The sequence below is a fragment of the Lactobacillus sp. ESL0700 genome (assembly GCF_029392095.1).
Lineage (GTDB): Bacteria > Bacillota > Bacilli > Lactobacillales > Lactobacillaceae > Lactobacillus.
In genome coordinates, this window is record NZ_CP113930.1 from 1,651,007 (window position 1) to 1,670,218 (window position 19,212).

The window sequence follows — 19,212 nt, forward strand, 5'->3', positions numbered from 1 at the left end:
CTTATTAGTCCTTTCTGCTATCTAAGCCTTTAAAACCAATGTAATCATGGTCACCAGCGTTTGGATTTGCACCACCACGGTGATCATTCAAGTAACCCAAGTCACCCATCATTGATGAGTTTTGTAAGAAACTAGCTTCGCGTGGGTTGAAGGTTGCCATGAACATTTCAGCATTCTTAGAATCTGAATGTTGCAATAGTGCACCACCTGGTGCGTAAAGACCTGAGTGACCAAACCATTGGTAACCATCATCACGTCCAGCTAAGTTAGTGTAAGCAACGTAGAAGTTGTTGTGGTAAGCAGCTTCATGGTTAGTAAGCATTGTTCCTTCTTGGTATGGATCCATGTAAGCAGAAATCCGAATAACCAAGTTAGCACCATTTTGCCGAGGAATATCCCACATTTCGTGGTAGTCACCATCGGCACAAATAATTGTTGAAATCTTAGCACCTTCTGGACCATCAAATGGCATTAAGCCTTCGCCCATTCCTGGGTGAGTTGGTTCAGCTGGGTTCCAAGGGTGAGCTTTAGAGTAAATGTTAACTACTTTACCCTCATCGTTGATGGTGATAGCAACGTTTCTTGCTTCATCGTCACCTTCAAATTGGTAGTAAGCACCAACAACCAGCCAAACACCCAAGGTTGCACATTTATCTTGCATTTGCTTCATAAACTTGTCGTTTTCGTGCAATGGGTAATCGTGAGCAACCGGACTAAAGCCGTGAGTGTAAGTTTCAGGAGTGATTAACATTTGGTAACCAGCATAAGAAATAGTGGCTCTGTCCATGTACTCAAATAATTGATCCAAGTTGTCCTGAATTTGCATTTCTGCAATTTCAGTAGCAGATTTACTTGCCAAGTATTCCTTAACTTCTGCCTTTTGAATGTCAGTCTTAAAGCGAAGCCATTCGTTCATTGAAGATTCTGAAACATAACCAGAAACAGGAGTCCGAGCACCGGCTTGCATAAAGACCAAATTTAAATAACCAGGTAATGCGTAATTTGTCGTTAACATAGTTAACTTCCTTTCCTAAAAATAATAATAAATTTATTTACTTTCGTACAAAGTTACAAAGCCAAATGCTAAAGCAACTAAGATTGCGGAAACAATAAACATCACGCCGACCATACTTGAACCCATGTTCATAATTGAACCGGCAAGTGGTGCTGCAAAGAAGGTACCAGCGTTAAGGCCGATATTCATAATACCGATCGCATTAGCTGATAGCGGTGCTTTCTTAACAGACATTGGTGCAAGCGAATAGATTGTGGTTGGAATTGACCCGTCAAAAATCGGAAAAATGATAATGACGGCCCAAGCTAAAGCTGTTGTATGGATAAAGTTAAAGGCAGCTAAACCAATAACACCGTATAAAACAGCACAACTCATCCCAAAAATCTTTTTACCGTTTTCTGATTTAATCTTGTCTAAAGCAACCCCAGCAAGAATCGTGAAGAAGATCTCCAAGAAGTACATGCTGCTGAGCATCGTATTGATTTGACCACGAGAAAGTCCTGGGACATTTTGTACCCAAACTGACTGGATCCAAGAAACGAATGTAAATGAGCAAAGAGCAAAGAAGAAAGCTGCAATCCCGATGAAGGCTGATGACTTTCCTGCCGCCTTGATTGCCTTAAATTGTGTCTTGATGTTAATTGAGTCAAGCACCTTACGGGCAGTTGAACGGTTGTCCTTGCGGTTTTCGTGTTCTTCCACAATTTCTTGTGGTTGGTGAACAAACAATAAGAAAGCAACGAAGCCAACAATTAAGAAGGCAATTGCTAAGCCCCACATACCTTGCCATGAAAAGCTACTGGTAATTGGTGACGCCGTGAAGAAGATGATTACTTGTGAAATCGTCATCCACGAAGTCCAAATTGCCATAATGATACTCAAGCCGTTTTTGGAATTAAACCATTGAGTAATCAGCACCGGCCCAATAACAGCAATAATCCCAACACCGGTTCCTTCAATAACCCGCGTTAAGAGCATGAACCAGATATTAGTTGAAACCATGCCAAGTAGGCCACCGACAACCGTAATAATCAAAGCAAAGATACCAACTTTGCGAATTCCGATTGAGTCAGCAAGGTTAGCAGCAGTCATTGACAGCAAGACAGCAATCAATGAAAAGCTTGAACTGATCCAACCAGCAACAGACGCACTGGTGTGGAATTGCGTAATGATCATATTCATTACCGGCGAAACCTTATTTTGCGCCATGGCAACAGCAATTCCGGCGATAACAACAGACAGGCCAATCAGCCATCTGTTATCGCGCCAAGTTTTGTGCACAGATGAGTGTGTACCTTGTCCCATATGAAAATTCCTTTCGTAATTAACTAAATATTTTGAAAATTAATAAGCATAACAGGGAGCAATTATAAACACGCTAATTTAAGAGCGTCAATTTAACTGCTCACTCCTCTTAGCCTTACTGGCAGTGAGAGCGCTGTTATTTGCCGCGCTATAAAAACGGTTAGCGTATAGTCTTTATCACTGATGAACTGCTTTCAAAAAGTTAGTAAATTAGACGAAGAAAATTTTTTCAAAAAAATTGGGTGACAATTCGCCAAAAAAGTAAAATCAGTTAGATAGTCTAAGTGTTTTTCAACTAAAAAAAGACAGATTCCTAGTTAGAAATCTGTCTTTTGGATTATTTAAATTAATGTGCTAAATCGGATTTTGCTCCGTTAACATTTGACAAAGCAGCCGACCCACATTTTGCATAAATTGAACAGCATGTGTCTTTTCATTAGGACTAAATTTGGTCATTACCACACATTCAATCCATGAATTACCTAATTCTAGTCGTGCCGCATCATGAGCATAATTGAGCAAGTCCCCCGTCTTATTGTAAGACTTGATTTGACTATATTCACCCATTGCCACTGGCCAAACCAGCCGGTCATAGAACATTTGCGCATGCATACTTGCCTGCGCCGCTTGCGCATATTCATCATCATACTTAAATGCGGCGGCAAGTAATTGTCCCAGACTCTTTGCATTAGCCAAATTCTCACCGTTTGTTGGTGGCGCCATTAAGCGGCGCTGCAATAACACATTGGAATAATTAGCCTTGAGCCAATCATTAATGGTTTTCATTCCCCATGTTGTCAGCAGTGCATTGGTCGCCGTATTGTCCGACTGAATCAGCATTAATTGCAACAAGTCTTTAACCGTATATACCCGTGGCGACACCAAACTTAAAGTACCACCGGGAACAATATCTTCTGGCTGCAGCGTAACTTGCTGTTCCAAAAGATGCGGTTGTTTAAGAAATAATTGCTGGCCGTACGCCGCAATTCCTAATTTAATCAAGCTAGCAGTTGCCCACATTTGGTCTATGTTGATTTCGTATTCCAAGCCCCATGAGCTATGTAAATATAGCTGAAAATTAACGTCATGCTTTAAGCTTGCTATTTCTTGTTCAAAATTAATCATGATTATTTTACCCGTAATTCTGGACCCGCAAGTTCTAATCCCGCGGGAGCTTCCTTAGTCATATAAACCGAATCTAAATCCGCAAATTTTACATTTTCATGAGCGCCAGCAAAGGCAATCGCTGCCTGAATGCTATTAGTTGGCTCAATCATACAGCCAATCATGCAGCCAATTCCAGAAGCTGCACAAAGATCATTAATCTTTTCTGCTTCAGACAAACCGCCAGTCTTCATCAACTTGATGTTAACGTAGTCAACCGCATGCTCTTTACATAAAGTAATCACATCGGCATACGAAAATGCACTTTCATCTGCCATGATTGGCAAAATGTGTAACTGGGTTAATTCTTTTAACCCAGCAATATCACCAGCAGCCAGTGGCTGTTCAATAAATTCGACTGGTAAATTTGCGGCAGTTAATGCCCGCAATGCCTGAACGGCTTCCATCCGGCTCCAGCCTTGATTGGCATCAAGCCGTAACTTTATCTCGGGACCAACAGCTTCACTAATTGTCTTGATTAAATTAATGTCATTGGTAATTCCATTAGAACCAACCTTAATCTTTAAGGTAGTAAATCCCTGCTGAACAAACTCCTTGGCTTCCTGAACCATCTGCTCAAGTGGCTTAATGCCCAGTGTCATGTCTGTTGTAACAGCAGCAATCTGACCACCAAGTAAGTTTACTAATGTCGTATGGTAAGTTTGGCAGCGCAAATCATACAAGGCGAATTCTAGTGCAGCCTTGGCTGGTTGATTGCCTTGAATCGCATTCTTAATCGTTGCCAGCAACTTTTCCCATGCTTCAAATTCGCAGCCAATTAGGCTAGGAATTAATACATCTGTCAAAACTGCTTGACAGCTAGCTAGCGTATCGCCAGTAACTACTTCATTTGGTGTTCCTGTACCAACACCGACTAAGCCGTTAGCGAGCGTAATTTCAACTTGAACTGCCTGTGCCGCCGTAACCGTATGCCGCGCGGTCGTAAACGGTGTTTTCAAGGGTAAACTAATAATTTTTTGCGTAATTTTAGTAATTTTGGTCATTCGTTCTACCTTCTCTTATGTCCAAAAAGGCAACCAACACCAACTACTTGGGTTTAGTGCTGCCAATCAAGACTGCGGACCAACTTTGCATTTTTCCTAACCCAGCAATCATGTTAAGCAAATTAAAACTAGCCAGCAATTACCATTTTAAACTCTCTTCCAAATTGAAATATTGGAATAAAATATCATCTTTAATAATTATATCAAAAAAAGTATTTCATGCTCGATATTCTCTAAATAAATAGCATTAATATTTTCCAAATAAAATAAAAATAATTGCTAGAACCACGTCCAGCAATTATCTCAATTAGGACAACACAAATGCCCTAATTTTTTATTTCAATTTTGCATTGACATCAACAATGCCATCTTTAGCCATCGCAATTAGCTGCGGCTTATTTAATCCCTGGCCCATCATTGATTGGTTAGCAAATTCAATAATTAAGGGTAAGTTGACACCGCTAATTACTTGAATATCAGGGTACTTAGCAAACAGGCGGATAACAACATTAGATGGCGTGCCACCAAGTACATCAACTGCTACGACAGTTTCCTTATCAGTGCCTTGATCCAAAAACTCCTCGGCCTCTTTTTGCAAATCCTCAGGACCTTGATCGGGATTAAGACCGATTGCCTTTACATTATCAAGCTTGCCCATAATCAATTCTGCACTGCCTAAAGCTGCTTGAGCCATTTGGCCATGACTCATCAATAACATTCTCATATATTTATATCCCTTCAATATTAAACTTTTATTTTTAAGTTTAACATAGAAAGCTTTATTTCAACGGTTTTATATTAATCTTTTTTGAGTAATCGCCAACCACTTAAAATAACCGTAATTAGACAAATAATAATAGAAATTAAAAAGACAACGTGCATCCCATAAATGAAAATCTCCGGCTGCTTAGGTAAGTAGCCCGTTACATGCGAGCCATTCTTTGCACTCATTGCCGCAAACAAAATGGTCGTGGCACTAGAAATTCCAATTACCATTCCCAAATTACGAGAAAGTGAATTAATGCTGCCGGCAACACCCAGGTCTTTTTGCTCAACAGAACTCATGACAAGAGAATTATTCGGTGAACTAAAAATTCCGCTGCCCAGACCCATGATGGCAATGCTAACAATAAAGAGCCAAATTGGTGACGTTAAATTGCACAGATAGTAACCGATTTGACTTACCAATAGCAGTAATAACCCGATAAAAGTAATTAACTTCGGACTGATTTTATCAGAAATCGTCCCGGCAACTGGCGCCGCAAATAATTGCACAAGCGGTAAAATCATTAAAATGTAGCCGGTTTGACTTGGCGCTAAATGCCGTGCATTTTCTAAATAAAATGGCGTCACTACATTAAAGAAGAAGTTAGTAATAAAAATCAGCAACGCACACAGCAAACTAACCGAGAAGTCCGGATTTTTAAACAAACTAAATTGTAATAATGGATTAGCTGCACGATTTTCTGTATAAACAAACCAGCAAAAGCTAAGTATCCCGACGATTAACATCACTAAAACTGGCGCTGCAGTGAAGCCAAGCTGCTGACCCAGAAAAATTCCGCCAAACAAAGTCACCATCCCTAAGGCAAAGGTGAATGAGCCCGTCTTATCAAGTGGCGCTTTAGTAAAAGTTATATCTTTAGGCAAATAGATGGCGCCAATAACAGCGGCAATCAGGCCAACTGGAACGTTTAGCCAGAAAATGTATGACCATGATAAATGCGACAAAATCACTCCGCCAAGACCAGGTCCAGCAATCGAACCCAAAGCTACAAAAGAACCAATTGTCCCGAGAGCCTTCCCCCGCTCAGAATGCGGAAAAATTTCCGTAATAATCCCATTATTGGTCGCCATTGTCATGGCTGCCCCGAATGCCTGCACTGCTCGTGCAATTAGTAAAAAGAGCAGGTTGACTTTAAAGCCTGACATTAACGAGCCGGCAATGAAAAACACTGCGCCTAATCTAAAAATTTTAATTTTACCCTGCAAGTCACTCAACTTACCAAAGAAAAGAATAAAACTGCAGACAACAATCAAATATAGAGAAACAACCCATTCTGATTGACTCATCGAAATGTGCAAATCATTGCTAATTACAGGCAGCGCAATATTAACGATTGTCCCATCCAAAGTTGACATGAAGGTAAACAGTCCTACTGCTACTAAGATCAGCCAGCGATTCTTTTGCACCTGATTATCAGTCTGGTAACTTAAATTTTGTGCCATTTATTCCAAATCCTTTCAAGTATTCCTAATTTAGTTAGGTACCTTATGAAGATAAATTATACACTTTATTTGGTCTTTGCCAAGTACAAAATAAAAGCAGTTACTCAATAATGAATAACTGCTTGTTGATCATTTAACTTTGCGCTTCTAAAACTTGGGCAAGATTATTTAAATTAAGATTAAATGCATGCTTGGCAATTGGCTTTAATAATTTTAATGGTAATTTACCTGCAACTTGATCGGCTAAATAAAGGCTTTCTTCAATTAATGTCTTGCCACTCTGTTTACTAAGTTGAAATTCAACTCGATATGCAATCTTACCTTGGGTACTAACATAAGTCACCTGATCATTATCGCTAATTATCTTTATTTGCTCGCGTTTATTAGGCGCCTCAGTTGTCCGCTCAATCACAAATTGGTCACTTGATTGCTCCGTAATCCTAATTTCTGGTACCCACTTTAATAATGACTGTGGTTGTAATAAAAACCGTTGTACCTGTTCCTGAGTTTGATTAACTAATCTGACATTTGTAAAAATTTTCTGTTCCATATTTAGAACCTCCTTGAATTTATAGTCCTAGTTTATGAAAAAAGAAAATTTAAAGATAATCAGAATACTGATATTAAATCTGATCAAAGATTTTTTCAGTAAATAATTCACTTAAAAAGCGACTTTTGTGTTCATTTTCTAATGCCTGATCTTCTTGACCCGATTTCTGTGCAATTTTAGCAAGTAAAAAGTAGCAATTAGCCAACATGTAATGTGAATTATGCTTGGTAATGTATGTAACTCCTTGGTCTAACCAATCTACTGCCGCGCGAATTTTACCAGCTTGATAATTAATTAAAGCCGCCAGATAAAACAGCACATTAAGATTTTCAGAATAATTAATTTGGTTAATGTCGGCTAAGGCCTTAGTTAGTAATTGTTCCGATTCTTTCTTTTGACCTTGTTCCAAATTAACCAGACTTAACGAAATTAACGTCAACCGCATTAATACCGAAGTTACAGACCCCGTTTCATTACAAGCTAAGGCAAGCTTGAGATTTTGCTTTGCGGCAGTTAAATTATGATCGATTTGAAAATCGGTTATTGCCAGATAGTAGTAATAAGCTTGTTCTTCTGCTGCCGTTTGCAGTTGATTAATTGTCGCTTCTTTTAAAAGAAAAGCGCGAAGTTGCTCATAATCATGCAGATTACACAACTTGTCCAGTTTTGCGTTAAGCGAAGGCTGGATACTAATCGCAAAATTACTTGCCAAGCTAATTGTATTTAGTTCTATTCCCAATCGCTGACAAAGCTCAATTAGCAGCTTGGCATTGGGAACATATTTACCATTTTCAATTGCCGACAGCATTGACTGCGCGCAAATATTTTCCGCTGTTTCTTTTTGGGTCATCTTTTTCGTTTGCCGCGCTGTTTTCAACGCTTGCCCTAATTGATTAGCCATCTTGTTACCTACTTTATCTGTTTAACAATTAAATTTCCTAAAAGCGAATATCCCTGCTGCCCAAAATGCAAACCATCATTTAACTCACCACGACATAATTCTGATAAGTTACCCTGATTAATCATTGCCTGATATAAGTTAATAAACTGACAACGATATCGCTGTGCCACATTTTCAATAACTGCAGCATAGTCCCCAATTAATTGATTGTTCCGGTGAATCTGCTTAGTTTCATCTACTGCTGGAGGTGTAATCAAAATAGTATTTTGCGGATAATACCGACACAGTACGCTTGAAACAATCAAATTCATATTCTGCTCGAACTGCTCAAGTGGCACTTGCTTATGTTGCGCCAAATCATTGGTTCCCAGCAAAATTATTAATTTATCACAACGCCTTTGCTTTAATACCAATTCACTCAACATAGCATAAAATGCTCCGGAATTAATCCCAGAAACTGCCGTGTTATTAAGTTCAAGATTCTGGTGTAACTTTTTTAGTGTTGCATTTAATCGCGGCTCTTTCAATCCTTCTTTGCGCGCAACGATACTATCGCCAGTCAATAATAGTTTCATTTGTAATTCCTCTATTTTAAATATTGAATATATTTTACAGCAAGTAAACAAAAAATACGCATACTTTAAAGCATACGTATTCTTTCAATTTTTAGCTAAATGATAGCAAGAACTTGCGCACATCCTGTGAAGTCTTAGCTTTTAGCAATTTATTGACGTTCTTTTCACTTCTGATAATATCAACTAACTGTTCTAGCGCTCGTTCATGTTCTCGCTGCACGCCAGGGGATAAAACAAACATGCAAATTATGGTAGCTTTTTGACCATGAGCCTGAATCACAAGTGGATGATCTAATAAAACTAAGGATAAGCCAACTGCTTTACTACTACTGCTTGGAGCAGCATGAGCTAAAAAGATATTGCTACTGATTAACATATACGGGCCATACTTATTAATCAGGTCACTTATCTTTTGGAAATATAAATGGTCAACTACCCCATCTTGTTCAAGTAAATCACAACCAGCCTGTAAAACTTGCTGCCAAGACAAATCATTCCTATTATGGATAAATTTTATTCGCTTCGCTGGTAATAGATTGCCCAAATTAGGTAAGTCGCTATGACTACTCTTATTGTTTTCAGGAAAAATAAATTTATCTAGACTTAATCTTAAGCCACTTTCATCTTTAACATCCGCATATTCATTAATAATTGATACCAAACTATCGACTGCACTCGCATTATGCTCAATTTTACGAGGAACTTTCTCACGTAAAAAGCTTTCAATAATGCTCTGATCATGCTTAGTCAAAACTGCTTTGACATTAACAATTGGTATCGGATAAGCCACTGCATTAAGTGGTGCAGTGCTGACAATTAACCGTGCCTGATATGTATTGGCAAAAATTTGCTCTAGGTCACGAATTTCAAGCGGTGGAGAAAATTTAATTAACGGGTACAGGCGACTAAGCTCATGATAGAGCATGGCCGAAGTTCCAATGCCGCTAGAGCACACAACTAGCACTTCAGCTAAAGATGCCCGCTTGAGCTTATCCCCATTTGAAAAATCTTGATAGCCTTTGCTACTAATTGAACCAAAATATAAACAAATTAATGCTACTTCTTCAGTTGGCAATTTCTTTTGTAAATATTGTTCAAGTGGCGCACATGCAACCGCAGTGAACTTGATCAGCTCTGGATATTGCCGCTTAATTTCATCAACTTCATTTGAAGAAAAGGGAATCCCAAACTTGACCCTGAAAAAGGTGGCATAAAGATGATTACACAACACTTTAGTAAACAACTTATACGAAATTTGTTGTTCTGTTAGCTGTTCATAACGAAAAATTATTTCTTGTGCAATATTGGCAAGGTCATGATATAAACTTGGTTTTACACAAGTAACTTCAGTCGCCTGTGAACAAAGCATTATTTTACTAAGAAAAGTGACCTCACCCTTTAAACAGTCCTGATTGGTTAACTTTAAAAGTAGCTTTGAACATGTAGTCAACACACCTTTAGTATTAGCAGCAATCCATGAATAGTCATCATCATTATCTTGAAGATGGTGGTGATGACTAATGCGCCAGTTACTAAACATTAACCAATAAGTTAATTGCTGAATAGAATTTTCAGAAAAACTCATCTGCAGCTTTTGTTGCGCCTGAACGACCAACTTTCTTGTTGCCGTTACTGAATAATTCAGCTTTTTAATAAAGTTAAATGCTAATTTATTATGATGAAGCAGTAATTCATAGACAGTCAATCTAATAGCAGTTTCACTACTAACAATTTGATGCCCAGTTCGCGAGCTAGCAATTGTTAATAACGGAAAACGGGACTTAATTAGTTTAAAATCCTTAATAATCGTATTACGAGAACAAGCAAACTGGTCAGCTAATTCATTAATTGAAACGTTTTTGCCACTACCGATTAAATAAAGAACAATAATCGTTTGCCGGTCAAGCGCACTAACAACTGTTCTTGTCGACTTAGGCACAACTTGCAATCTATTATCATGCTTAGTTATTACCTTTTTGGTTTGATCGGTCATTTTATAACCATAGCGTGGGATATTAACAATTTCTGCTAAATTATTTTTTTGTAATTCCTGATTGATTGAGCTTAGCCAATTAAAAGCTGTTCTGCGTGAAATATTAAAAGTTTCCATTATTTCTTTCAAACTAATAAAATCAGGTGCTTTTGCCAAATACTCTAATAATTTGTTAGCATTTGTTAATTTAACAGAACCATTCCTCGTCACACCAATCACCCTTCAATTACAGCGATATTCTCTTTAGCCAAAATATCCTTTACAGGCTTAATTAAGATCCAACTTATCAATAATTTCGTCAATTACAGCATCAACGCCAATGTTAGTTAATAATGGCAATCCATTAATTACTGGAATCTTAATTGCATCATTATCATATTGTGTTGTTGTGATTACCAAGTCATAATCATTTGCGAGTGATTCAACTTGAGCAACTGAAGATTGGCCCAAAGTATATTTATCGCTATCAATTCCACGATTAGTTAGTTCTTCTTGCAACTTGTTCATTGCACTAGTACTAGTAACTACTCCTGCACCACAGGCAACTAAAATCTTTTTCATAATATATTCTCCTTTAAATTAAAATTTATTTTTTACTCTTACTTGCTGCTAATTGACTTTCTTCGGCAACAATTTTCTTTCTATTCCACCAACATAAACCAACAATCAAAATAATCCCAATTACATAAGCAGCAATCTTAAATGGTGCTACTTGAACAATTAACCAAGGATATGGGTTAGAACCATAGTCAATACTTGAAATCATTGATGAGCCTTTTGGCAAAGCAAAGTGAGCAGCTCTAGCACATTTAGTAACTAATGGTGCTAAATTCGTACCAATCCATAAACCGATAACGACGTTGACCGCACCAATAATAAATGATCTAAAGAAATCTCCGTGAGTTATTGAAACAATTAATGGGAACATGAAGACAAAGCCAACCAAACCAATAGTTGGTAAGAATTGGTTACCTGGTAAAATAAAGGCAAACAGTAAAGCTACTGGAATCATTAAAGTAGCACAAGCTAAGACTACGGGGCTACCAATACCAACAGCAGTATCCATCCCAATGTAAATCTTTCTCTTACCAGAGAACTTCTTCTGTGTAAATGCTTGAATGGCATTTGAAACAGGAACAACACCTTGTAAAAGTAGTGCTGCCATCTTAGGGGTGATAATCATCACAGCTGATAAAGTAACACCCATTAACATAATCTTACCTAACTTAGTTGCAATCGTCATGCCTGGAATAAAGCCATAAGCTAAGATACCAATAATAATCCCAATGGCAAATCCCAACAATGTTGGTTCACCCCATGAACCGAACTTCTTATTGAAGTCTTTAGCATCCATGTGAATCTTGTTAACACCTGGAATCTTGTCAATAATCCAGTTAAAGACAATGGCAATTGGAACAAATGAACCTGCATATCCATGAGGAATTGAAATCCCCGGCAAGCCCAAGTATTTTTCTGATAACGGAGCTGTTCTATCGGCAGTTACCATAATCACAATCATGTTGACACTAGCTAAGAATAGACTCAAAACAATATCTTTAGTTAGAGCATAAACAAGTGAACCACTGAAGGCAAAGTGCCAAAAGTCCCAAATATCAACATCAATTGTTGAAGTAGTCTTGGTTACTAGCATTAAGATATTAATCGCAATTCCCAACGGAATCATACTTACACCAACTGCAGTACCATAAGCAATTGCGGAAGCTGACGGCCAGCCAACATCAATAACTTGCAAGTTCAGGTGCATAACTTGAATCATATTCTTAATAGCTGGATTCATTACATCAGTTAAAATTGAAACAGTGGCGTTCAACCCAATAAAACCAATACCAACCATTAAACCGCCACGCAGTGCCTTAGTAAACGGTACACGTACGCACAGACCAAAGATTAGCATGATAATTGGAATTAGCACAGTTGGTCCTAATCCAACAATATACATGATGAAATCAATAATCGGTTTCATAAATAATTCCTCCCAAATAATATTTATTAAATATGCTTAATTACAGCATCATAGAGCTGCTTGCTATCAGTAATTTTTTGTAAGCGAGCCAATAATTCTTGATTCTGAAATAAAGCCATTAATTTTTGTAACATTTCCACTTGACTATGTGGATCCTTCAAAGCTAACATAACGACAATTTGAACTTCTAATAGCTGGTCAGTTACAGCCATGTTATGAAATTCAACCGGATGAGCTAATGTCGCAAAAGTTATTGCAGCTTCATTAACATACTGGACATCGGTATGTGGAATTGCCACCGCGATTTTTCCACTAGGTAATCCTGTTGGATGAATTTGCTCACGTTCTTTTACAGCCTGTTCAAAAGTATCTTTGACCTTACCGTTATCTTTAAGCTGAGTTGCTAAATAGTGAATAACTTCATCAGCAGAATTAGCCTTAACTTGTGCAAAAACCAGCTTTGGACTTAATAATTCCATTTATTCACCTCCCATTTGTCTTCTTACACCAAATATTTAACCATTTATAAAAGCGCTTTATAAGTAACGCCAAGCAACCAATTTTAGTGCAACTAATTGACTAGCAAAACTAAGACCGTTTTGCATGCGTCATTGATTGCGCGTTATCTTGGCCATAATAGGCATTCTTGCCGTGCTTGCGATAATAGTGTTTGTCCAGTAAATATTGCGGTAATTCACTATTAGCTCTAGTCAATTGCAACGTGTGGTAGTCTTCTTCAGCTACAACTTCCAAAACCTTCGCGTTGTAAACCGCCTTTTGAGGTGTTGCTCCCCAACAAAACGGTCCATGCTGACTAACAAGTGATCCTGGAGTTGCTTCGTAATCTAAATTGCGTTCTTTAAACGTCCGGACAATTGCCTTGCCAGTGTTGCCTTCGTAGTCTTCCTCAATCTCTTTTTGAGTTAAAGCATCAGCTGCAGGAATCGCATTGTAAAATGTATCGGCATGAGTTGTATTCATCGCTGGAATATCCATCTTGGCAGCCGCAAACGATACAGCCCAAGGCGAGTGGGTATGAACAATTCCACCAATTTTAGAAAATGCATTATACAAAACTGTATGCGTTGGTGTATCACTAGAAGGATTCAACTTGCCCTCTACTACTTCACCCTTAAGATTAACTACGACCATATCTTCTGGCTTTAATTGCTCGTACGCTACACCAGAAGGTTTGATAACAAATAAGCCACTATCACGGTCAATTCCCGAAACATTCCCCCAAGTAAACGTTACTAGGTCAAGCTTAGGTAATTGCATATTGGCTTCATAGACTTCTTTTTTCAGCTTCTCTAACATGAGTGCTCCTTTCTAAGTAATCGCTTCCTTAATCATTCAAACATGAAGTACCCTAATCGATAAGTCACGCCAATTAATTATTTTTGGTGCAACTAATTGACTAAGCCGGCTTAAACTAGCAAAAGTCTAAATTAACTTCTTTCGCAGGAAGCAATTTTTGTACTACAATTAAACTAATTACTTACCATTAAAATGATTACATTAGAAAGAACAGCAAATGATCGATAACACACCTCAAAAAATCAAGGCCTACCTTGCAGGCGTCAATTTAAATGATCCTAACTTCGACTACTACATGACTGAGCTAGCCAATTTGACCGCAGCTAACAACATGGAAGTCGTTGGTCAATCACATCAAAACGCCGTCCAAGTTGTGGCCGGAACCTACTTTGGCCTTGGTAAAATCAACGAAATTAAAGATATGGCTCGTGGTCTAAAAGCCAAAGTATTAATTATCAACGACGAACTATCACCAGTGCAAATTCGTAATTTAGAAAAATTAACCAAATTACGAGTAATTGACCGAACAGAATTAATTCTCGAAATTTTTGCTAGTCGTGCCCGCTCCAAGCAAGCCAAATTACAAGTGCAACTGGCACGATTGCAATATGAATTGCCTCGGTTGCACCCTTCAGAAAATAGCCTTGACCAACAGCGCGGCAATGGTGGTTCAACTGGCGGTGGTTTCGCCAATCGTGGTGCTGGTGAGTCGAAGCTAGAAATGAACCGCAGAACAATTGGCAAGCAAATTTCTGCGATTAAAAAAGAGCTGAAGGCTATTGTGGGGCAAGAAGAAATCAAGGCTAAGCGCCGCAACCAAAACCATATCCCCAAGGTTGCTCTGGTGGGCTACACTAACGCGGGCAAGTCAACAACAATGAATGGCTTGTTGCAAGAGTTCAGCACTGAAAATAGCGACAAACAGGTTTTTGTCAAAAATATGCTGTTTGCAACACTAGATACTAGCGTTCGCCGAATTGAATTGGGGAACAATTTCAGCTTCATCTTGTCTGATACCGTTGGTTTTATTTCCAAATTACCTCACAACTTGGTGGAATCATTCAAGGCAACTTTGCAAGAAGCAAAAGATGCTGACCTGCTGATCAATGTTGTTGACGCTGCTGACCCGAACATGATCCAAATGATTCGTACCACGCAAAATGTGCTGGCAGAAATTGGCATCAAAGACATCCCGATGATTACTGCCTATAACAAGGCGGACAAGACCGAGCGTAATTACCCTCAGATTGAAGGCAGTGACATTTTATATGCAGCAACTGATCCAGCCTCAATTAAAATGCTAGCGCAACTGATTACTAAACGCATTTTTGCCAACTATGAACAGCTAAACCTATTGCTCCCTTTAACTGATGGCAAAGAATTAGCTTACTTGCACGAGCACGCTCAAGTAATGGACGAGCAATATCAAGCTGATGGCATTCACGTTTGTGTTCGCTTAGCTCCAGAAAAGCAGGCACAATTTCAAAAATATATTATTTAAATAATTGCAACGCAAAAAACAGTTAGTTGATTTTTACATCATCTAACTGTTTTTTATTAAATATTCTATTCTTTGTACATTTTTTCCTGTTAATGATACCTTGTAGTATTCTTTAACAGGATATTTTTATACAAAAATAGAGACCATAACTTCGCCTCAAATTTCCCAATACTACTCAAGAAAGGTTGGGGCTTTTCTATGTCCTCTATTGATAACTATTCTACTAAGCTTTTATTTGCTATTAAAGATCCTAATCTAACTTTTCCTCATTTTTATTATAATTCTGATCACCTTACCAAAATATTAGTTACCGAACTAACCCTACCTTCAAGCATTTGTCCCAACTTTCAAGCTGCTTTTAAACCACTTCCAATTGAGCCCCATAAGCAAAGCCTATACTGCCATAACTGTCATCATTTTTTATGACTAATAGTTATTCTTTCAATAATCTCTTTGCTAAAGCAAAATCACCCACAGTAGCCGAACCATTATCTTGGATTTCCGGTAGAATAATATATTGTTCAAGTGCAGGAACATGAACATAATTGTTCAATATTTTAGCAAAATCACAACGCACCTTTTGTAAAAATTCCTCACTAGTTACGCCACCGCCAAAAATAATTTTATCTGGCCGCAAAATCAGTGTAACTTGCAAAGCTGCTTGCGCCACATAATAGCTCATGATGTCCCAAGTTGGATCAGATAAAGGTACTTCCTTACCAGGTTTATTTAAGCGAGCTTCAAATGTCGGTCCAGAAACCAAACCCTCAAGACAATCTTGGTGAAATGGGCAAACACCAGCAAAATTCAGGTCATTTGGGTGCCGCTTAAGCAAAACATGCCCCATTTCCGGATGTCCTTGAGTACCAATAAGCTTGCCATCAATAATGGCGCCACCGCCTACACCTGTACCAATTGTGTAATAAACTAGGCTGTCAATGTTCTCATTACCTAACAAAGACATAACATATTCTCCATAGGCTGAGCCATTAACATCCGTAGTAAAGAACATTGGCACATTAATTTTAGACTTTAAATAGCCAACAAAATCTGTATTTTGCCAACCTGCTTTTGGTGTATCCGTAATAAAACCGTAGTTAGGCGCTGTTGAACGTACTTCAATCGGACCAAACGAAGCAATTCCAATTGCGTCAACAGCAAATTTTTCAAAATAATCAGCCGTTTTTCTTAATGTTTCTTCAGGCGTAGTTGTAGGAATGGTAAGTTTATCTTTAATTTGATAATTCTCATTACCAATTGCACACACAAATTTCGTTCCCCCAGCTTCAATTGATCCTAAAATCATTTGCTTAACTCCTTTATAGTTTTTATTTAAAGATTGACTTTAAACGATAATTAATTCCACTTATTTTTTCACTTGCAGAAATTTTAATGCTTATTAACTCATTTGAAAATTCACACTTGTTAGTAAAGACATATTTCCCATCATTTATAAAAACTTCTGTTAGACCGTTATCAATGTACAAGTCAATCTTTTTTATTTTATTTACCTTTTCAATTTTGTTAACATGATTTCTAATTTCATCATGAACATCAATTTTTAAAGCCTCATTATAATTTATTATATATTCTGCCTTAGGCGAAACAATTTTAATAATAAAATTTTGAGGTAAACTTGTAAACAAAAATTCAGATACACTAGAATAATGTTGAGAATCTTGAATTAACGTTCCACTGTCTATTCGAAGATTATTCATTTCTGAAATAGGATTTAATAGCAGCTTTTCATTCTTTTCTTGCAAAAACCTTGGTAGCGTTAAGGCACCGATACTCATAAAATTATGTTTTTTCTCTTTTTCCTGCTCTTCTGGCAAACCAAACCAACCAATTAATATTCTGCGCCTATTAATTGGATCATAAATGGTTTGCGGAGCATAAAAATCATACCCAAAATCAATTTTTTTACCGTCAGGTAAACTTGAGTTTAAAGGAAAGTCATTTTCTATATAATACAAAGTATTAAATCCATGTTTTTCAGTAGTTTTTATTCCCTTAGGTGAGCCTAAAATAACGCTTTTTTCAGCAATAGAAAAGTAATCTGGGCATTCAATCATATTACCTAAGTCCTTATTTTTATTAATAAGTTTACCAACATAGTTCCAGTTCTTATAAATATTTTTAGCTCTATAAAGAAGCAATTGACCTCTACCCTCAATACTCTCACTTCCAACTAAAATATAATAAGAATCATTTTTTCTAAAGATTTTAGGATCTCTAAAGCGCTGAGTGCTTATTTTTGCATCCCGTTTGATTACAGGATTATTCTGATACTTTTTAAAATGAACTCCATCTGTACTTTCAGCTAGACAAATTGTTTCTTCATAAGAGTCCCTAACATTTCTATGTCCGGCATATGCTAAAACTAATTTATTTTCTATCACTATTGCACTACCTGAAAAGCAACCGTTTTGGTCATAAGTTTCATCTGGCGCTAGCGCAAAATCTATTTGTTTCCAAGTAATCAAATCTTTTGATACAAAGTGCCCCCAAAAAATATTATCAGTGTTTGTCGCAAATGGATTATTTTGAAAAAACACATGATACATGCCTTTAAAAAATACTAATCCATTAGGATCATTTGACCAACCAGAGTTCGGAGACAAATGATATGTGTATCTACGTTTTTCAGTAGTTTGCAAAGTTTGATTTGCTTTTTGAATCAAATTCATTAAATATTTCTCCATGTCTTTATAAACAATAAAAGTAGTAAGAATGTGTTCTTACTACTTTTAATTTTATTCGTCATCTGCATTGCCTAAAGAATTCAATTTTTCTGTATAGCTTTGCAATTTACTACTTTCAAAAAGCTTAGGAACAGCCTTTTCCACAGAGAAACCTTGATTTTTCAAGTTTACTGCTTCAATTAAAGTTGGCATATTAACGCCAGCTAATATTTCTGAATCCTTACCTACTAAAGACATTCTTTTAACAATTTCATTAAAAGGAGTCCCATAGGGTAAATCTGCTAAAAATAAAACATTTTCACCCTTAACAGAATTTACTGCTTGATCCATTCTTTTTTGAAATGAAGCTAAGCCATCTTCACCTATGCTGACCGTAATAATATCGTTTTCTTCAGGAAAGAAAAGCTTTAATGACTCTCTCATCGCAGCAGCAAAAGGTCCATGTGAAGCAATAACTATTTTAAACAAATCTTTTCTCCCTTTTTAAATTTAAATTATATCCTTTAAATATACTTTCTTATCGGTTGGTACCATTATTGCAGTAATTTCAACCCCACGGTCTAGTAACTCATGAAAAGCTGCTTCTTCTTCAGGAGTTATGCTAACACTAGCTTTAATATGGCGTGTATTATCCCTAGTAGACATATTACCAACGTTAATCTTATGAATATCTAAGCCATTATCAATAAGTCTAACCAATGTTTGTGGGTCTTTAGCGATAACTAACACACGTTGGCCTTTATACTTACCGTTTTTAATATTATTAGTTGCTTTTTCTTCTGAAATTAATGACGTCGAAACGTTTGATGGAGCTGCTATTCTAAGCATTGTCTTTTGAACCTCATTTTGAGATACTTCATCATTAATAACCATTATTCTTGTTGCACCCAATTCGTTGGTCCACAATGTTGCAACTTGACCGTGAATTAGCCGATCATCAATTCTAATATGAATTATACCTTCCATAAC

19 protein-coding genes are annotated in these 19,212 nt (G+C 37.3%); 1 reads left to right on the forward strand and 18 read right to left on the reverse strand.

Translation table 11 applies throughout. From position 1 onward, the window contains the following. Positions 1–4 precede the first annotated feature (4 nt). The 14 genes from OZX63_RS07920 to OZX63_RS07985 form a co-directional block, all read right to left on the reverse strand. Positions 5–1,015, reverse strand: coding sequence for a nitrilase-related carbon-nitrogen hydrolase (locus OZX63_RS07920; RefSeq protein WP_277142970.1), 1,011 nt, complete (start codon positions 1,013–1,015; stop codon positions 5–7). Positions 1,016–1,048: 33 nt separating this feature from the next. Next, positions 1,049–2,320, reverse strand: a complete 1,272-nt coding sequence (locus OZX63_RS07925) for an MFS transporter (RefSeq protein WP_277142973.1) — start codon at positions 2,318–2,320, stop codon at positions 1,049–1,051. Between the two features lie 354 nt (positions 2,321–2,674). After that, positions 2,675–3,445 (reverse strand): serine hydrolase, encoded by a 771-nt coding sequence (locus OZX63_RS07930; RefSeq protein WP_277142975.1) that lies wholly within the window; start codon positions 3,443–3,445, stop codon positions 2,675–2,677. Positions 3,446–3,447: 2 nt separating this feature from the next. Continuing rightward, the gene (locus tag OZX63_RS07935; RefSeq protein WP_277142977.1) at positions 3,448–4,488 is read right to left on the reverse strand and encodes a dipeptide epimerase; all 1,041 of its coding nucleotides are present in this window, start codon (positions 4,486–4,488) and stop codon (positions 3,448–3,450) included. Positions 4,489–4,822: 334 nt separating this feature from the next. Beyond that, a complete protein-coding gene (locus OZX63_RS07940) occupies positions 4,823–5,212 on the reverse strand; it encodes a PTS sugar transporter subunit IIA (RefSeq protein ID WP_277142979.1) in 390 nt (129 codons plus the stop codon). 74 nt (positions 5,213–5,286) lie between these two features. Next, complete coding sequence (locus OZX63_RS07945) at positions 5,287–6,717, reverse strand: MFS transporter (protein WP_277142981.1); 1,431 nt, start codon at positions 6,715–6,717, stop codon at positions 5,287–5,289. Between the two features lie 133 nt (positions 6,718–6,850). Then, positions 6,851–7,267, reverse strand: a complete 417-nt coding sequence (locus OZX63_RS07950) for an SRPBCC family protein (RefSeq protein WP_277142983.1) — start codon at positions 7,265–7,267, stop codon at positions 6,851–6,853. 73 nt (positions 7,268–7,340) lie between these two features. Further along, positions 7,341–8,168 (reverse strand): helix-turn-helix transcriptional regulator, encoded by an 828-nt coding sequence (locus OZX63_RS07955; protein ID WP_277142986.1) that lies wholly within the window; start codon positions 8,166–8,168, stop codon positions 7,341–7,343. Between the two features lie 8 nt (positions 8,169–8,176). Continuing rightward, complete coding sequence (locus tag OZX63_RS07960; RefSeq protein ID WP_277142988.1) at positions 8,177–8,743, reverse strand: SGNH/GDSL hydrolase family protein; 567 nt, start codon at positions 8,741–8,743, stop codon at positions 8,177–8,179. Between the two features lie 91 nt (positions 8,744–8,834). Beyond that, a complete protein-coding gene (locus OZX63_RS07965; RefSeq protein ID WP_277142990.1) occupies positions 8,835–10,853 on the reverse strand; it encodes a PTS sugar transporter subunit IIA in 2,019 nt (672 codons plus the stop codon). A gap of 150 nt (positions 10,854–11,003) precedes the next feature. Continuing rightward, positions 11,004–11,297, reverse strand: coding sequence for a PTS sugar transporter subunit IIB (locus tag OZX63_RS07970; protein ID WP_277132029.1), 294 nt, complete (start codon positions 11,295–11,297; stop codon positions 11,004–11,006). Between the two features lie 25 nt (positions 11,298–11,322). After that, positions 11,323–12,720, reverse strand: coding sequence for a PTS transporter subunit IIC (locus tag OZX63_RS07975; protein WP_277142992.1), 1,398 nt, complete (start codon positions 12,718–12,720; stop codon positions 11,323–11,325). Positions 12,721–12,746: 26 nt separating this feature from the next. Continuing rightward, on the reverse strand, positions 12,747–13,199 hold the full coding sequence (locus OZX63_RS07980; protein ID WP_277142995.1) for a PTS sugar transporter subunit IIA: 453 nt from the start codon (positions 13,197–13,199) through the stop codon (positions 12,747–12,749). Positions 13,200–13,308: 109 nt separating this feature from the next. Further along, on the reverse strand, positions 13,309–14,037 hold the full coding sequence (locus tag OZX63_RS07985; RefSeq protein ID WP_277142997.1) for an L-ribulose-5-phosphate 4-epimerase: 729 nt from the start codon (positions 14,035–14,037) through the stop codon (positions 13,309–13,311). Positions 14,038–14,254: 217 nt separating this feature from the next. Between OZX63_RS07985 and hflX the strand changes: the two genes are divergently transcribed. Next, entirely contained in the window at positions 14,255–15,538 is a 1,284-nt protein-coding gene (hflX, locus tag OZX63_RS07990; RefSeq protein WP_277142999.1) for a GTPase HflX, read from the forward strand. A gap of 433 nt (positions 15,539–15,971) precedes the next feature. Here the strand turns inward: hflX and scrK are convergent, their stop codons facing one another. The 4 genes from scrK to OZX63_RS08010 form a co-directional block, all read right to left on the reverse strand. Beyond that, positions 15,972–16,844: a fructokinase ScrK gene (scrK, locus tag OZX63_RS07995; RefSeq protein WP_277143001.1), complete on the reverse strand. Its 873-nt coding sequence runs from the start codon at positions 16,842–16,844 to the stop codon at positions 15,972–15,974. A 22-nt stretch (positions 16,845–16,866) separates the two neighbouring features. Continuing rightward, complete coding sequence (locus tag OZX63_RS08000; RefSeq protein ID WP_277143003.1) at positions 16,867–18,228, reverse strand: hypothetical protein; 1,362 nt, start codon at positions 18,226–18,228, stop codon at positions 16,867–16,869. A 66-nt stretch (positions 18,229–18,294) separates the two neighbouring features. After that, the gene (locus tag OZX63_RS08005) at positions 18,295–18,711 is read right to left on the reverse strand and encodes a PTS fructose transporter subunit IIA (RefSeq protein ID WP_277143004.1); all 417 of its coding nucleotides are present in this window, start codon (positions 18,709–18,711) and stop codon (positions 18,295–18,297) included. A 21-nt stretch (positions 18,712–18,732) separates the two neighbouring features. Continuing rightward, positions 18,733–19,209, reverse strand: coding sequence for a PTS sugar transporter subunit IIB (locus tag OZX63_RS08010; protein ID WP_277143006.1), 477 nt, complete (start codon positions 19,207–19,209; stop codon positions 18,733–18,735). Positions 19,210–19,212 lie beyond the last annotated feature (3 nt).

Coding starts and splice junctions, on each gene's coding strand:
- OZX63_RS07920 (WP_277142970.1), bottom strand. CDS start 1,015: ATGTTAACGACAAATTACGCATTACCTGGTTATTTAAATTTGGTCTTT.
- OZX63_RS08010 (WP_277143006.1), bottom strand. CDS start 19,209: ATGGAAGGTATAATTCATATTAGAATTGATGATCGGCTAATTCACGGT.
- OZX63_RS07925 (WP_277142973.1), bottom strand. CDS start 2,320: ATGGGACAAGGTACACACTCATCTGTGCACAAAACTTGGCGCGATAAC.
- OZX63_RS07980 (WP_277142995.1), bottom strand. CDS start 13,199: ATGGAATTATTAAGTCCAAAGCTGGTTTTTGCACAAGTTAAGGCTAAT.
- OZX63_RS07955 (WP_277142986.1), bottom strand. CDS start 8,168: ATGGCTAATCAATTAGGGCAAGCGTTGAAAACAGCGCGGCAAACGAAA.
- OZX63_RS07930 (WP_277142975.1), bottom strand. CDS start 3,445: ATGATTAATTTTGAACAAGAAATAGCAAGCTTAAAGCATGACGTTAAT.
- OZX63_RS07935 (WP_277142977.1), bottom strand. CDS start 4,488: ATGACCAAAATTACTAAAATTACGCAAAAAATTATTAGTTTACCCTTG.
- OZX63_RS07975 (WP_277142992.1), bottom strand. CDS start 12,720: ATGAAACCGATTATTGATTTCATCATGTATATTGTTGGATTAGGACCA.
- OZX63_RS08000 (WP_277143003.1), bottom strand. CDS start 18,228: ATGAATTTGATTCAAAAAGCAAATCAAACTTTGCAAACTACTGAAAAA.
- OZX63_RS07970 (WP_277132029.1), bottom strand. CDS start 11,297: ATGAAAAAGATTTTAGTTGCCTGTGGTGCAGGAGTAGTTACTAGTACT.
- OZX63_RS07940 (WP_277142979.1), bottom strand. CDS start 5,212: ATGAGAATGTTATTGATGAGTCATGGCCAAATGGCTCAAGCAGCTTTA.
- OZX63_RS07960 (WP_277142988.1), bottom strand. CDS start 8,743: ATGAAACTATTATTGACTGGCGATAGTATCGTTGCGCGCAAAGAAGGA.
- scrK (WP_277143001.1), bottom strand. CDS start 16,844: ATGATTTTAGGATCAATTGAAGCTGGGGGAACGAAATTTGTGTGTGCA.
- OZX63_RS07965 (WP_277142990.1), bottom strand. CDS start 10,853: ATGGAAACTTTTAATATTTCACGCAGAACAGCTTTTAATTGGCTAAGC.
- OZX63_RS07950 (WP_277142983.1), bottom strand. CDS start 7,267: ATGGAACAGAAAATTTTTACAAATGTCAGATTAGTTAATCAAACTCAG.
- hflX (WP_277142999.1), top strand. CDS start 14,255: ATGATCGATAACACACCTCAAAAAATCAAGGCCTACCTTGCAGGCGTC.
- OZX63_RS07985 (WP_277142997.1), bottom strand. CDS start 14,037: ATGTTAGAGAAGCTGAAAAAAGAAGTCTATGAAGCCAATATGCAATTA.
- OZX63_RS07945 (WP_277142981.1), bottom strand. CDS start 6,717: ATGGCACAAAATTTAAGTTACCAGACTGATAATCAGGTGCAAAAGAAT.